This is a genomic window from Burkholderiales bacterium, assembly GCA_036262035.1.
In the GTDB taxonomy this organism is placed as follows: Bacteria; Pseudomonadota; Gammaproteobacteria; order Burkholderiales; family SG8-41; genus JAQGMV01.
The window spans coordinates 139,751-154,585 of the sequence record DATAJS010000005.1 but is presented as its reverse complement, the minus strand read 5'-3'; the positions used below and the strand labels follow the sequence as shown (position 1 = coordinate 154,585).

Sequence of the window (14,835 nt, the reverse complement as noted above, 5' to 3'; positions counted from 1 at the left end):
CACTGTTTTCATGCCCGATCCTCGTCCCGTCACGACCCTGCCGAATCGCGAGGCGACGCTGCGCGTCATTCCGATGCCGGCCGACGCCAACCATACCGGGGACATCTTCGGCGGCTGGATCATGGCGCAGGTCGACTTGGCCGGCGCGGTACCCGCGATGCGCGTCGCGCAAGGCCGCGTCGCGACGGTCGCAGTGAACTCGTTCGTGTTCAGGCAGCCGGTGTTCGTCGGCGACCTCGTGAGCCTGTACGCCGACGTCGTGCGCATCGGGCGCACTTCGATCACCGTGAGCGTCGAAGTCTACGCGCAGCACCGCGGCTCGCCGGACGCGGTCAAGGTCACCGAGGCGGTGCTCACGTACGTCGCGGTCGACGCGAATCGCCGGCCGCGTGTTGTATCCGCGCAACAGTCCGGGGACCGACCGGCGGACACAGCGTAAGATGCGACGCGTTATGCACTCGAAAACAAGAGGGGAGAGATGAGAACACTCAAGCTGATCACGTTGTCCGTCGCGGCCGCGACGGCGGGTTTTGCTGCGAACGCGATGGCCGGCGGTTTCGCGATCGGCATCCAGAGCGGCAGCGCGACGGGCAACGCCGTCGCGGGCGGCGCCGCGGTCGCGGAGGACGCGAGCGTCGTCTGGTCGAATCCCGCCGGCATGATGCACCTTGCCTCGCCGCGCCAGGTCACCGTCGGCTTGAACGTGTTCAAGCCGTCGTTCAAGTTCGAGAACACCGGCTCGACCGGCCTCTTTGCCCTGCCGGGCACCGGCGAGGGCGGCGACGGCGGCGACTGGGCGTACGTGCCGAACGCTTTCGGCACCTACGAGATCAATCCGCGGCTGCGCGTCGGCCTCGCGCTGAACGTGCCGTTCGGCCTGGTCACCTCGTACGACCAGGGATGGCGCGGTCAGCTCACCGCGCTCAAGTCCAAGATCGAGACGATCAACATCAACCCGGCAGTCGCGTTCAAGATCAACGACATGTTCTCGGTCGGCGCCGGCGTGAGCGTGCAGCGCCTCAAGGCGGAGCTCTCGTCGTTCTCGGGCGTGGCCGCGCTCGGCAACGCGAACCTCGCGGCCGACGACACCGCGTGGGGCTGGAACGTCGGACTCACTTTCCAGCCGCTGCAGCAACTGCGCTTCGGCGCGACCTACCGCTCGGCGATCGACTACAGCCTCGACGGCGACGTCAGGTTCACCGGCGTGGCGGGCGGACCGTTCGGCGGCAACGTGAGGGCGGACCTGAAAGTGCCCGATTCGGCGTCGTTCAGCGTGCTGTACGCGCTCAATCCGAAGTGGGAGCTGATGGGAGACATCACGTGGACGGGCTGGGACCACCTGCAGCAGCTGGTCGTCACGCGCACGACCACCTCGGCAGGCGGCGCGGCGGGCTCGACGTTCACGACGCTGCCGTTCAACTGGAAGGACACGTGGCGCTACAGCGTCGGCGCGAGCTACCGCGTCAACGACGCCTTCAAGCTGCGGTTCGGCTTCGCGTTCGACGAGACGCCGACCAACGACACCACGCGCACGCCGCGGCTGCCCGACCAGGACCGCAAGTGGGTCGCGTTCGGCGTCCAGTATCGTGCGCCGTGGAAGGGCGTGTTCGAGATCGGGTACGCCCACGAGTTCATCAGGGACGCCAGCGTGAACGTGAGCGTGCCGCCGGCGCCCGGCGCTCTCATCGGGCGCTTCGAAAACAAGGCGGACATCCTCTCGGTGCAGTACTCTCATCCTTTCTGACGCGCGACGGCGGCGCCTGCGGGCGCCGCTCCGCGCCCGGCCGTCTTCTTCGTCTCAGCGGGTGAACCATGCAGGGCCAGAGATTCATCGTTCGCAAGGCCGCCGTGCTCGGCGCCGGCGTGATGGGCGCGCAGATCGCGGCGCACCTCGCGAATGCCGACGTGCCGGTGATGCTGTTCGAGCTCGCGGCGAAGGAAGGCGACCCCAGCGCCAACTCGCGGCGCGCGATCGACAACCTGAAGCGCCTCGAGCCCAGCCCGCTCGCGGTGCCGTCGCGCGCGGTGCACATCGAGCCCGCCAATTACGACCAGCATCTCGCGGCGCTCGGCGAGTGCGACCTCGTCATCGAGGCGATCTCCGAGCGCATCGACTGGAAGGCCGATCTCTACGGCAAGGTCGCGCCTCACCTCGGGGCGGCCACCGTGTTCGTGACGAACACCTCGGGTCTTTCGATCAACACGCTCGCGGACGCGCTGCCCGCGGACGTGCGGCGGCGCTTCTGCGGCGTGCACTTCTTCAACCCGCCGCGCTACATGCAGCTCGTCGAGCTCATCCCCGCGGCGAGCACCGATCCTGCCTTGCTGGATCAGCTCGAGACTTTCCTCGTCACGACGCTCGGCAAGGGCGTGGTGCGCGCGAAGGACACGCCGAACTTCATCGCCAACCGCGTCGGGGTGTTCTCGCTGCTCGCGACCATCCATCACGCGCAAGCGTTAGGTATCCCGTTCGATACGGTCGACGCGCTCACCGGCTCGCTGATCGGCCGACCGAAGAGCGCGACGTTCCGCACCGCCGACGTCGTCGGGCTCGACACGTTCAGGCACGTGGTCGACACGATGAAGGACACGCTGCCGTCCGATCCGTGGCATCGCTACTACGACGTGCCGGCGTGGCTCAAGACGCTGATCGAGCAGGGCGCGCTGGGACAGAAGACGCGCAAAGGCGTGTACCAGAAGGTGGGGCGCGACATCCACGTGCTCGACGCGGCGACCGGACAGTACCGCTTGTCCGAAGGCACGGCGGATGAAAAGATCGTCGACGTCCTGAAGGAGACGGACGTCGCGAAGCGCTTCGAAGCGCTGCACGCGTCCGATCACCCGCAGGCGCAGTTCCTGTGGTCGGTGTATCGCGACGTCTTCCATTACTGCGCGGCGCTCCTGGCCGAGATCGCGCACAACGCGCGCGACCTCGACCTCGCCATCCGCTGGGGTTTCGGCTGGGATCGCGGGCCTTTCGAGATCTGGCAGGCCGCGGGCTGGCAGCGCGTCGCGGGATGGATCGCCGAGGACATCGCAGCCGGCAAGGCGATGGCCGCGCTGCCGCTGCCCGAGTGGGCGATGGGCGGCCGCACCGGCGTGCACACCGCGCAGGGCTCGTGGTCGGCGGCGAGCGGCACCTACGAGCCGCGCTCGACGCTGCCGGTGTATCGCCGCCAGCCGTTCCCCGCCGCGCTGCTCGGCGAGCCGGTGCGCTACGGCGAGACGATCTTCGAGACCGACGCGGTGCGCTGCTGGCACACCGGCGACGACATCGCCATCGTGTCGTTCAAGTCGAAGATGCACGCGATCGGCGGCGACGTGCTCGAAGGCGTTACGCGCGCGATCGATGAAGCCGAGCGCAACTATCTCGGGCTCGTCATCTGGCAGACCGAGCCGCCGTTCTCGGTCGGCGCGAACCTGAAGAAGACCCAGACCGGGGGAGAGCGGCGCAAGCCCTCGGGTCTGTCGCGCTTCATCCGCAACGTGAAGAAGGAAGCGGAGTCGCTGGCGCTCAAGGCCGCGCGCCAGCTCGGCGTCGCCGACCAGCTCATGGCGGGGCGGCTTGCCGAAGTCGAAACGCTGGTCGAGCAGTTCCAGGAGACGACGCAGGCGCTGAAATATTCGGCGGTCCCGACGGTCGCGGCGGTCGAAGGCTTCGCGTTCGGCGGGGGCTGCGAGTTCATCATGCATTGCGACCGCGCGGTCGCGGCGCTCGAGAGCTACATCGGCCTCGTCGAGGTCGGCGTCGGGCTGCTGCCCGCCGGCGGCGGCTGCAAGGAGTTCGCGCTGCGCGCCGCGGCGGAAGCGAAGGGCGGCGACATCGGGGCGCCCATCCAGCGTTACTTCAAGGCGGTGGCGATGGCCGAGGTCGGGCGCAGCGCCGAGCACGCGCGCGAGCTCGGTTACCTGCGCCCGACCGACACGATCGTGATGAACCGCTACGAGCTCCTGCACGTGGCGAAAGCGCAGGTGCGCGCGCTCGCGGAAGCGGGCTACCGTCCGCCGCTCAGGCCGAAAGCGATCCCCGTCGCCGGCCGCAACGCGATCGGCACGATCAAGGCGTTCATGGTGAACATGCGCGAAGGCGGCCAGATCTCCGAGCACGACTACCTGATCGGCTCCAAAGTCGCCGAAGTGCTGTGCGGCGGCGAGGTCGAAGGCGGCAGCCTCGTCGACGAGAACTGGTTCCTCGAGCTCGAGCGGCGGCACTTCATGGAACTCCTCGCTACGGAAAAGACCCAAGCCCGTATCGAGCACATGCTCAAGAACGGCAAGCCGCTGAGGAACTAGCCATGAAAGACGCCTACATCGTCGCAGCGACCCGCACGCCGGTCGGCAAAGCGCCGCGCGGCATGCTTCGCAACGTGCGCCCCGACGACATGCTCGCGCACGTGCTCAAGGCCGCGGTCGCGCAATGCCCCGGACTGCCCGCGGGCGACGTCGAGGACGTGATCGTCGGCTGCGCGATGCCCGAGGCGGAGCAGGGCATGAACGTCGCGCGCATCGCCGCGCTGCTCGCGGGCTTTCCCGCGAACGTCTCGGCGATGACGATCAACCGTTTCTGCTCGTCGGGCGTGCAGGCGGTCGCGCTCGCGGCCGACCGCATACGGCTCGGCGAAGCCGACGTGATGATCGCCGCCGGCACCGAGAGCATGAGCATGGTGCCGATGGGCGGCAACAAGCCCGCGTTCAACCCCGCGATCTTCGAGCGCGACGAGAACGTCGCGATCGCGTACGGCATGGGCATCACCGCGGAGAAAGTCGCCGCGCAGTGGAAGGTGACCCGCGAAGCCCAGGATCTCTACGCCGCCGACAGCCACCGGCGCGCGGTGCACGCGATCGACAGCGGCGAGTTCCGCGACGAGGTGACGCCGTACAACGTGGTGGAGCGCGTGCCCGATCTCGAGAGCGCGCAGGTCAAAGTCGTCTCACGCGAAGCGCTGAACGACGAAGGTCCGCGCCGCGACACCTCACCCGAAGCGCTTGCGAAGCTCAGGCCCGCGTTCGCGGCGAAAGGCAGCGTCACCGCCGGCAACAGCTCGCAGATGTCGGACGGGGCAGGGGCGGTGGTGCTGATGAGCGAAGGTGCGGTGAAGCGCTACGGCGTCACGCCGCTGGGCCGCTTCGTCTCGTATGCCGTTGCCGGTGTGCCGCCCGAGATCATGGGCATCGGCCCGGTGAAAGCGATCCCGAAAGCGCTGGCGCTCGCCGGGCTCAGGCAGGAGGACATCGGCTGGATCGAGCTCAACGAAGCGTTCGCCGCGCAGACCCTCGCGGTGATCCAGGAGCTCGGTCTCGACCGCGAGATCGTCAATCCGCTCGGCGGCGCGATCGCGCTCGGGCACCCGCTGGGGGCGACCGGGGCGATCCGCACCGCGACCGTCATGCACGGCCTCAGGCGCCGCAACAAGAAGTACGGCATGGTGACGATGTGCATCGGCACCGGCATGGGCGCCGCGGGCATCTTCGAAGCCTTCTGAGCTCAGGACACCCCGAGCTCTTTCAGCACCTCCAGCACGCGCGGCACGTCGACGCCGAAGTCGTCGTGCTGATCGACGGCCGCCTCGTGCGATTCGCCCGCGAGCGGTACGTAACGCATCCCCTTGGCTGCGGCCAGCTCCGCGTAGAACGGCTGGTGCACGGTCGTGTAGAGCTCGACGAACGTCGCACCGCGCGGGGCGAACAGCACGTTCGTGAGGGCCGCACCGTGCACGCCGACGATCACGCGCGCATCGGCGAACGTCGCGACCTGCTCCTCGAAACCGAGCGCGCCCGGATCGACCGCCGTGAAACCGATGCGCGCCAGCGCCTCGACCAGCGCATCCTCGTTGACGAGGCGCCGCATGCGCGCGGCGCGCCTCACGAACAGGCGCTCGATGCCGCGGCGCGGCCGCGCCGCCGCCGGATAGAGCATCTCGTCCCACAGCGCCGTCGCCGAGTAGCGGTCGATGTAACCCGGGCAGGCGGCCTGCGCGATCGGCTGCAGGGGATGTGCGGCGGGCACGAGCCGGAGCGCCTCCATGCCGACCTGCGCCGCGGCGCGAGCGATGACCTCGCGCTCGGTCGCGGTCGCGCCGGCGTCGACGAGCAGCGCCCGTTCGCGCAGATCCGGCATCACGGCCGCGAAGCACAGGCGCGGCACGCAATCCATGATGAAGTGCCAGTAGTTGCGGGGCGCGGAGAGGACGAAGATATTCTCGACCGAGGGCACGGCGCATGCGTCCAGAGCCTCGGCGAAGGCGTCGGTGTAGACGACGTCGTACTTGTCGCGCGAGTACACCCTGTGCAGGTCGAGGGTCGTGCAGCGCTCCGCGCCGATCGGCACGCAGAGCGGCGTGTACAGCCAGCCCGATTCGAGATCGAGAAGCTGGGCCTGCGTCCTGGTCGCGGCGATGCGGAGCGAGCGCAGGGCGCCCGGCGTGCCGCGACGCTCGACGTAGTCGCGCGCGGGGACGTCCCGCACGCGTTTCGAGCTTCGCCGTTTGAGCAGCCGGCCGAGGAGCATCGGTCAGCCGCCGCCGTTACATGTTCGGGTAGTTCGGCCCGCCGCCGCCTTCGGGCGTGACCCACACGATGTTCTGCGTGGGATCCTTGATGTCGCAGGTCTTGCAGTGCACGCAGTTCTGCGCGTTGATCTGCAGCCGCGGCGCTTCGCCTTCGGTCACGATCTCGTACACGCCGGCCGGGCAGTAGCGCTGCTCGGGCGCGTCGTACAGCGCGAGGTTCACCTTGATCGGCACGCTCGGGTCCTTCAGCGTGAGGTGCACCGGCTGGTCTTCGTTGTGGTTGGTGTTCGAGATGAAGACCGACGACAGGCGATCGAACGTCAGCACGCCGTCGGGTTTCGGATAGGCGATCGGCTGCACGTCCTTCTTGGGCTTGAGCGTCTCGTGGTCCGAATGATGGTGGCGCAGCGTCCACGGCGCCTTGCCGCCGAAGAGCACCTGGTCGATGCCGACCATGACCGTGCCGGTGTACAGGCCCTTGCTCATGAACGGCTTGAAGTTGCGCGCCTTGTACAGCTCTTCGTGCAGCCAGCTCTGACGGAACGCTTCGGGGTACGCGGTCAGCTCGTCGCTTTCGCGATTGGCCTGTAGCGCATCGGCGATCGCTTCGGCGGCGAGCGCGCCCGATTTCATCGCCGCGTGGCTGCCCTTGATGCGAGACGCGTTGAGGAAGCCGGCGTCGTCGCCGATCAGCGCGCCGCCCGGGAACACGAGCTTCGGCAGCGACTGGAGGCCGCCCGCGGTGATCGCGCGCGCGCCGTACGCGATCCTTTTGCCGCCTTCGAGGAAGCTGCGGATGGCGGGGTGCGTCTTGTAGCGCTGGAACTCTTCATACGGCGAGAGATAGGGATTGGTGTAGCCGAGACCGACCACGAAGCCGATCGCGACCAGGTTGTCTTCCATGTGATAGAAGAACGACCCGCCGTAGGTATCGCTCTCGAGCGGCCAGCCCGCGGTGTGCATCACCAGGCCTTTCTGGTGTTTCTCGGGCTTGATCTCCCACAGCTCTTTCAGGCCGATGCCGTAGACCTGCGGGTCGACGCCGTCACGCAGGTTGTATTTCGCCTGCAGCCGGCGGCCGAGATGGCCGCGGCAGCCTTCGGCGAACAGCGTGTACTTGCCGTGCAGCTCCATGCCGGGCTGGTAGGCGTCGGTCGGCTTGCCTTCGCGGTCCACGCCCATGTCGCCGGTGACGACGCCTTTGACCGCGCCGTTGTCGTGATACAGCACGTCGGCCGCCGGGAAGCCGGGGAAGATCTCCACGCCCAGCGCTTCGGCCTGCTGACCCAGCCAGCGGCAGACGTTGCCGAGGCTGATCACGTAGTTGCCGTGATTCTTGAAGCACGCCGGCAGCATGAAGTCCGGCACCTTGTACGAAGAATCCTTGGTGAGGAACAGGAAGCGGTCCTCGGTGACCGGCGCATTGAGCGGCGCTTCTTTCGCCTGCCAGTCGGGGATGAGCTCGTCGATCGAGCGCGGATCCATCACCGCGCCCGACAGGATGTGCGCACCGACTTCCGATCCTTTTTCGAGCACGCAGACGCCGATCTCGGTGTTGCGCTCGGCGGCGAGCTGCTTGAGACGGATCGCCGCGGCGAGGCCGGCCGGACCTGCGCCGACGATCACCACGTCATACTGCATCGACTCGCGTTCGATTTGATCGACCTCGGCCATTACGCTGCCGCCTTCCGGGTTTCGTCCACCTTGCCCGCCCACACGTGCGACGGCACGAGAATGTTGCCTTCGAACACGCGGCGCGCGGTGCGCACCAGCGCCGCGCGGCGGAGCTCCTGTTTGCCGCCGGTGAAATCGGCGTCGAGGTCGATGGCGATCTTGCCCGACGGGTGCTCGATCTCGATGATGCCCTGCGGCGCGGGTTTCACCTGCGCGATCTGCGACGCGATCGTGCCGGGGATGGCGCACGCCGACGCGAGGCACACCGTGCCGGTGACCGCGAGCGCCTTGTGACAGGCGTCGGGCACGAAGTAACGCGTCGCGATCGCACCGCCGTCTTTCGGCCTGGCGAGCAGCGCGACTTTCGGCGTGACGCTCTTCGAGACGTCGCCCATGCCCATCAGCACGCCGGCCTTCAGCCGTATCGCTTCCATGCGCGCCGTGAACTCCTTGTCCGCGTCGAGCTCGGCGGCGGTCTCGTAACCGGTCTTGGCCAAAGCTTCGGCGCGCACGAACATGGTCGGCATCGCGACGTCGACGCACGAGACTTCGATGCCGTCGATCACGTCGAGGGGCTTGCCGGTCGGCAGGAGCTTGCCGGTCACTGCACCGATGCCGCCCTTGAAGTTGATGCCGACGGGGGCGGCGGTGCCGGGCACGCCGTCGATCGACGCGCCGCCTTCGTAGGTCACCTTGCCGCCGGGCGTCTGCACGATCGCCTCCACCAGCGTCCTGGTGTTGACGTTGTAGATGCGCACCGTGGTCTCGCCGTCTTTCGCGGGAACGAGGCCCGCTTCGATCGCGAACGGCCCGACCGCGACGAGCATGTTGCCGCAGTTGGGCTTGGTGTCGACGAGCGGCTGGTCGATCAGGACCTGCGCGAAGAGATAGTCCACGTCGGCGCCCGCCTGCTTGGAGCGCGAGATCATCGCGACCTTGCTGGTGAGCGAGCGCGCGCCGCCGATGCCGTCGACCTGATAGTCGTGCGGCGAGCCCATCGCGGCGAGCAGGACCGCATCGCGCGTGGGAATGTCGGAAGGCAGGTCGGTCTGGAGGAAGAACGGACCGCGCGACGTGCCGCCGCGCATGATGACGCAGGGGATCTTGGTTTGCATGGTGGGAATCCTTCGCTGGAGCGGTGCCGAATTATACGACCGGGGCTGTCATTGCGAGGAGCGCAAGCGACGAAGCAATCTCGGAGCGTCCGCTCCGCGCGTCGCGAGAGCGCCACGGCGCCCTTGCTGGCGCCTCGCGATGACAGCGCCGTCAAAACGCGTACTTTTTTAGTCCGCCGTCGACGGGCATGACCGTGCCGGTGATGTAACGGGCGAGGGGGGAGCAGAGGAATACCGCCAGTGCGGCCAGCTCTTCGGGCTCGCCGTAGCGTCCGACCGGAATCTCCTCGGCCGACTGCTTCGCGCGGAAGTCCTCCGAGTACTTGCGCCGGATCTGCTCGCTCATGATGCGACCCGGCGGGATGCAGTTGACGGTGACGCCGTGCTTGCCGACCTCGCGCGAGAGTCCTTTGGACCACGCGTGCACCGCGGCCTTGGACGGCGTCGCGGCGATCAGCTTCTCGGGCTCGGACTTGCCGGTGATGCTGACGATGCGGCCCCACTTCTTCTCGACCATGCCGGGCAGCACCGCGTGCGTGAGCTGGCGCACCCGCACGAAGTTGAGCGTCATCGCGTACTCCCACGCGTCGTCGGGCGCGTCGATGCCGATCGGCGGCTGGCTGCCGCCCGCCGAATTGATCAGGATGTCGATGCCGCCGAGCGCCTCGCGCGCATCGTTCGCCAGCTTCTTCACCGCGCCTTGGTGCATCACGTCGACTTCGAAGATCGCGGGCTCGATGCCGCCGGCCGAGACGATCTCGTCCGCCACGCCTTCGAGCAGGTTGCGGCGGCGCGCGACGATCGCGGTCTTTACGCCTTCGGCCGCGAGCGCTTTCGCGATCGCGCGGCCGATGCCCATGCTCGAGCCGGTGACGAGCGCAGTTTTATCCTTCAGTTGTAAGTCCATGATTGATTCTCCCTAGAGCAAACCGGGGTCAGACCCCAAAAAGGCCGGGGTCTGACCCCGTCAGCGGGTACGCATCGAAATCCATAACATGCGCAGCGGCGTGAGCGATGTGCGCTGCGTCAGGACCCGGCAGCCGTCGGCCTCGATCTCTCGCAGCAGCGCGCGCTCGATCGCCGCCATCACGAGCCCCGGACGCTGCGATTTGCGATCGCCGGGCGGCAGGAGCGCCATCGCGCGATCGTAACGCGCATCGGCGCGCGCGATCCCGGCTGCGATGAGGCGCCGGAAAGCGTCGGTCTCGCGTGCGTGCGCGAGATCGTCGGAGGTGACGCCGTGCTCGGCCATGTCGTGCAGCGGCAGGTAGACGCGCCCGTGCCGCGCGTCTTCGCCGGCATCGCGCACGATGCGCGTGAGCTCCAGCGCGATGCCCAGCTCTTGCGCATGCTCGAGTGTCTTCGCGTCGTCGAACCCGAAGACGCGGGACAGGAGCCGCTGCGGCACGCCGCGCACGCGCCGGCAGTAGACCTCGAGCGCGTCGACATCGGGATACGCGTTGTATTCGAGATCCATCGCGGCGGCCTGCAACACGTCCTCGAGCGCGCCGCGCTCGATACCGTGAGGCGCGAGCGCGGCGGCCAATGCGCGCGTCACCGGATGGTGCGGTTCCCCCGCGTAGAGGCTCTCGATCTCGCCGTGCCACCACGCGAGCTTGGTGCGCGCGACGCCCGGGTCGCGCACTTCGTTGGCGATGCCGGTGACCTCGCGCCGAAACGCTTCGAGCGCGACCGCCGCCCGCTGCAGGTCCGGCGGCAGCACGCGAACGCTGTAATAGAACGCGGAGCCGGGCGGAGCACACCTCTGCCGGCAGTATTGATGCGGGTCCAACGCTAAGGAAGGCTTGGCTTTTCAGGCGCTTAAACAGGCCGGACGTGGACGGGTTCGGGCGCGGTAGGGCACTCGAAATAGACGGGCGAGTATATTACAATCAATGGGTTGCGCTCCGGAGCTCCGGCCTACCCGCTGGTCCCGAGCCCGAGGGCTACACGCCCGTGCGAAAGTGGCGGAATTGGTAGACGCACCAGATTTAGGTTCTGGCGCCGAAAGGCGTGTGGGTTCGAGTCCCTCCTTTCGCACCAGATCATCGACGTAGTAAGGCTTCTTCCCCCTCAATTTCCTTTTCTCAAATGCAATCAAACCTCGAAAACCTGAGCACGCTCGAACGCCGTCTTTCAATCGCGGTCCCGATGGCGGAGATCGATCAGGAAGTCGACACGCGCTTGAAGCGCCTGTCGCGAACGGTCAAGATGCACGGCTTCCGGCCGGGTAAAGTGCCGATGAAGGTCGTCGCCCAGACCTACGGGCCCCAGGTCCGGCAGGAAGTGCTGGGCGATACGCTCCAGCGCACGTTCGGCGAAGCGGTGCGCGAGCAGAACCTCAAGGTCGCGGGCTATCCGAAATTCGAGCCGAAACCGGTCGGCGAAGGTGCGAGCGATTTCGAGTACAGCGCGACGTTCGAGGTCTACCCCGAAGTGCAGCTCGGCGACATCTCGGGCACCAAGATCACGCGGCCGCAGCTCGCCGTCGCGGATGCCGAAGTCGATCGCACGATCGAGATCATGAAGAAGCAGCGCGTCACCTTCGACAAGGCGGATCGCGCGGCCGAGAACGGTGATCGCGTCACGATGTCGTACCGCGGCACGATCGACGGTGTCGAGTTCCAGGGCGGCAAGGCGGAGAACCAGCAGGTGGTGCTCGGCGAAGGCCGGCTGCTCGCCGACTTCGAGAGCGCGCTTGCCGGCATGAAAGCCGGCGATTCCAAGTCGTTCGAGCTGAAGTTTCCCGACGACTACCACGGCAAGGACGTCGCGGGTAAGACCGCGACCTTCGAGGTGAGCGTGTCGGAAGTCGGCGCGCCGAAGCTGCCCGAGGTCGATGCCGAATTCGCGAAAAGCCTCGGCGTCGCCGACGGCGACATCGGGAAGATGCGAGGGGAGATCAAGGCGAACCTCGAGCGCGAAGTCGCGAGCCGGCTGAAGTCGCGGGTGAAGGACCAGGTGATGCAGGCGCTGCTCGACGCGACCAAGGTCGAAGTGCCGAAGTCGCTGGTCGCCAGCGAAGTCGATCGCCTGCGTGAGCTGACGAGGCAGGATTTCGCTGCGCGCGGGCTGCCGATGAAAGACGATATGGTGCTGCCGGCCGAAATGTTCGAAAACCAGGCGCAGCGCAGGGTGAATCTCGGCCTCATTCTTGCCGAGGTCGTCAGGGCCAACCAGCTCCAGGCCAAGCCCGAGCAGGTGCGGGCGATCGTGGAGGAACAGGCGCAGTCGTACGAGAACCCGCAGGAAGTCGTGCGCTGGTACTACCAGTCGCCCGAGCGCCTGCGCGAGATCGAGTCGATGGTGCTCGAGGACAACGTGGTCGAGTGGGCGCTCCGGACGGCGCAGGTCGAGGACACGCCCGTCGCATTCGACGAACTGATGGGGAACAAGCAATGAGACACTACATGCAACCGCAAGCGATCGGCGGAATGATGGAGCCGCAAAGCCTCGGGCTGGTGCCGATGGTCATCGAGCAGAGCGGCCGAGGCGAGCGCGCCTACGACATCTACTCGCGCCTGCTCAAGGAGCGCGTCGTGTTCCTCGTCGGTCCGGTGACCGAGACGACGGCGAACCTGATCGTCGCCCAGCTCCTTTTCCTGGAGTCCGAGAATCCCGACAAGGACATCTCGTTCTACATCAACTCGCCGGGCGGGTCGGTGTCGGCCGGGCTCGCGATCTACGACACGATGCAGTTCATCAAGCCCGACGTGTCCACATTGTGCGTGGGCCAGGCGGCCAGCATGGGCGCGTTGCTCCTCGCGGCCGGCGCCCACGGCAAGCGCTTCGCGCTGCCCAATTCGCGCGTGATGATCCACCAGCCGATGGGCGGATTCCAGGGCCAGGCATCGGACATCGAGATCCACGCCAAGGAGATCCTGTTCCTCAAGGCGCGGCTGAACGAAATCCTCGCCAAACACACGGGACAGAAGATCGAAACGATTGAAAAAGACACGGATCGTGATAACTTCCTGTCTGCGACCCAGTCGGTGAGCTATGGTCTGGTCGATAAAGTGCTTTCGAGTCGAACCGAAGCGGTCGTTTAACGGTCGAACGTAGCCTTTTTGCCCGATTTCGGCGGTCGCTTTTCACCGCTTTTGCTCGCTTTTGCGCTACGGGCCCCGAAATCGCAGCAAATGCACTGAGGAAGGACTGGAAAAACCGTGGGGAAAGCAGGTATGTCTGACAAAGTTGGCGGCGAGAAACTCCTGTACTGCTCTTTCTGCGGAAAAAGCCAGCACGAGGTGCGCAAGCTCATCGCCGGCCCGTCGGTCTTCATCTGCGACGAGTGCATCGAGCTCTGCAACGACATCATCCGCGAGGAAACCCAGGGCGAGCAGGGCGCCAAGGGCACCAAGTCCGACCTGCCGGTCCCCCACGAAATCCGCAAGATCCTCGACCAGTACGTCATCGGGCAGGACACGGCCAAGAAAATCCTGTCGGTCGCGGTCTACAACCACTACAAGCGGCTGAAGACGATCACCAAGACCGACGACGTCGAGCTGGCCAAGTCGAACATCCTGCTCGTCGGCCCGACGGGCTCGGGTAAAACGCTGTTGGCGCAGACACTTGCGCGGCTGCTGAACGTGCCTTTCGTGATGGCCGACGCGACGACGCTGACCGAGGCCGGTTACGTCGGCGAGGACGTCGAGAACATCATCCAGAAGCTGCTCCAGAAGTGCGACTACGACGTCGAGAAGGCGCAGCGCGGCATCGTCTACATCGACGAGATCGACAAGATCTCGCGCAAATCGGACAACCCGTCGATCACCCGCGACGTGTCGGGCGAAGGCGTGCAGCAGGCGCTGCTCAAGCTGATCGAGGGCACGATCGCCTCGGTCCCGCCGCAGGGCGGCCGCAAGCACCCGAATCAGGAGTTCGTGCAGGTCGACACGACGAACATCCTCTTCATCTGCGGCGGCGCTTTCGACGGTCTGGACAAGATCATCCGCGCCCGTTCGGAAAAAGGCGGAATCGGCTTCGGCGCCGAAGTGCGCTCGAAGGACAACCGCAAAGACATCGGCAAGGCATTGCGCGATGTGCAACCCGAAGATTTGATCAAGTACGGCCTCATCCCCGAGTTCGTCGGCCGTCTCCCGGTCGTGGCCACGCTCGAAGAGCTCGACGAGGCCGCGCTCATCCAGATCCTCACCCAGCCGAAGAACGCGCTGCTCAAGCAGTACCAGAAGATGTTCTCGATGGAGGGCGTCGAGCTGGAAGTGCGCGAGGCGGGCCTGAAAGCGGTCGCGCACAAGGCGCTCGAACGAAAGACCGGCGCGCGCGGTCTACGCTCTATCCTCGAGAACACGCTGCTCAACACCATGTTCGACCTGCCGTCGCTGGAGAACGTGGTGAAAGTCGTCGTCGACGAAGGCACCATCGTAAGCGACGCGCCGCCGCTGCTGATCTACTCCGACCAGCCCAAAGTGGCCGGGTCGACGGTTTAGTTCCGGAAGGAATCCGGGGTCAGGTCCGATTTTTCGTCACAGCCCGGAAAATCGGACCTGACCCCATTTCTTCCATCCCCGCTTGCA

The 14,835-nt window shown here is 66.5% G+C and carries 12 protein-coding genes and 1 tRNA gene; 8 read left to right on the top strand and 5 right to left on the bottom strand.

The genetic code is table 11. The features are described 5' to 3' along the window. Positions 1-10: 10 nt before the first annotated feature. From VHP37_03665 to VHP37_03650, 4 genes are all read left to right on the top strand, one after another. A complete protein-coding gene (locus VHP37_03665) occupies positions 11-439 on the top strand; it encodes an acyl-CoA thioesterase (GenBank protein HEX2825417.1) in 429 nt (142 codons plus the stop codon). Between the two features lie 39 nt (positions 440-478). After that, positions 479-1,744 (top strand): outer membrane protein transport protein, encoded by a 1,266-nt coding sequence (locus VHP37_03660; GenBank protein ID HEX2825416.1) that lies wholly within the window; start codon positions 479-481, stop codon positions 1,742-1,744. Positions 1,745-1,812: 68 nt separating this feature from the next. Then, positions 1,813-4,293, top strand: a complete 2,481-nt coding sequence (locus VHP37_03655) for a 3-hydroxyacyl-CoA dehydrogenase/enoyl-CoA hydratase family protein (GenBank protein ID HEX2825415.1) — start codon at positions 1,813-1,815, stop codon at positions 4,291-4,293. A gap of 2 nt (positions 4,294-4,295) precedes the next feature. Further along, positions 4,296-5,483, top strand: a complete 1,188-nt coding sequence (locus VHP37_03650; GenBank protein HEX2825414.1) for an acetyl-CoA C-acyltransferase — start codon at positions 4,296-4,298, stop codon at positions 5,481-5,483. Between the two features lie 2 nt (positions 5,484-5,485). Here VHP37_03650 and VHP37_03645 read toward each other — a convergent pair whose 3' ends face one another. From VHP37_03645 to hpnD, 5 genes are all read right to left on the bottom strand, one after another. Beyond that, positions 5,486-6,508: a glycosyltransferase family 61 protein gene (locus VHP37_03645; GenBank protein ID HEX2825413.1), complete on the bottom strand. Its 1,023-nt coding sequence runs from the start codon at positions 6,506-6,508 to the stop codon at positions 5,486-5,488. Positions 6,509-6,524: 16 nt separating this feature from the next. Continuing rightward, on the bottom strand, positions 6,525-8,183 hold the full coding sequence (locus tag VHP37_03640) for an electron transfer flavoprotein-ubiquinone oxidoreductase (GenBank protein HEX2825412.1): 1,659 nt from the start codon (positions 8,181-8,183) through the stop codon (positions 6,525-6,527). Then, complete coding sequence (locus VHP37_03635) at positions 8,183-9,298, bottom strand: 4-oxalomesaconate tautomerase (protein ID HEX2825411.1); 1,116 nt, start codon at positions 9,296-9,298, stop codon at positions 8,183-8,185. Before VHP37_03635 ends, VHP37_03640 begins: the two co-directional genes overlap by 1 nt. 151 nt (positions 9,299-9,449) lie before the next feature. Beyond that, the gene (locus tag VHP37_03630; protein ID HEX2825410.1) at positions 9,450-10,205 is read right to left on the bottom strand and encodes an SDR family oxidoreductase; all 756 of its coding nucleotides are present in this window, start codon (positions 10,203-10,205) and stop codon (positions 9,450-9,452) included. A 60-nt stretch (positions 10,206-10,265) separates the two neighbouring features. After that, entirely contained in the window at positions 10,266-11,090 is an 825-nt protein-coding gene (hpnD, locus tag VHP37_03625; GenBank protein HEX2825409.1) for a presqualene diphosphate synthase HpnD, read from the bottom strand. 166 nt (positions 11,091-11,256) lie between these two features. Here hpnD and VHP37_03620 point away from each other — a divergent pair. The 4 genes from VHP37_03620 (at position 11,257) to clpX (ending at position 14,748) form a co-directional block, all read left to right on the top strand. Then, positions 11,257-11,341: transfer RNA gene (locus VHP37_03620), tRNA-Leu, on the top strand. Between the two features lie 48 nt (positions 11,342-11,389). After that, positions 11,390-12,700, top strand: a complete 1,311-nt coding sequence (gene tig, locus VHP37_03615; GenBank protein ID HEX2825408.1) for a trigger factor — start codon at positions 11,390-11,392, stop codon at positions 12,698-12,700. Positions 12,701-12,708: 8 nt separating this feature from the next. Then, positions 12,709-13,347, top strand: coding sequence for an ATP-dependent Clp endopeptidase proteolytic subunit ClpP (clpP, locus tag VHP37_03610; protein HEX2825407.1), 639 nt, complete (start codon positions 12,709-12,711; stop codon positions 13,345-13,347). Between the two features lie 132 nt (positions 13,348-13,479). Beyond that, the gene (gene clpX / locus VHP37_03605; GenBank protein HEX2825406.1) at positions 13,480-14,748 is read left to right on the top strand and encodes an ATP-dependent Clp protease ATP-binding subunit ClpX; all 1,269 of its coding nucleotides are present in this window, start codon (positions 13,480-13,482) and stop codon (positions 14,746-14,748) included. Positions 14,749-14,835 lie beyond the last annotated feature (87 nt).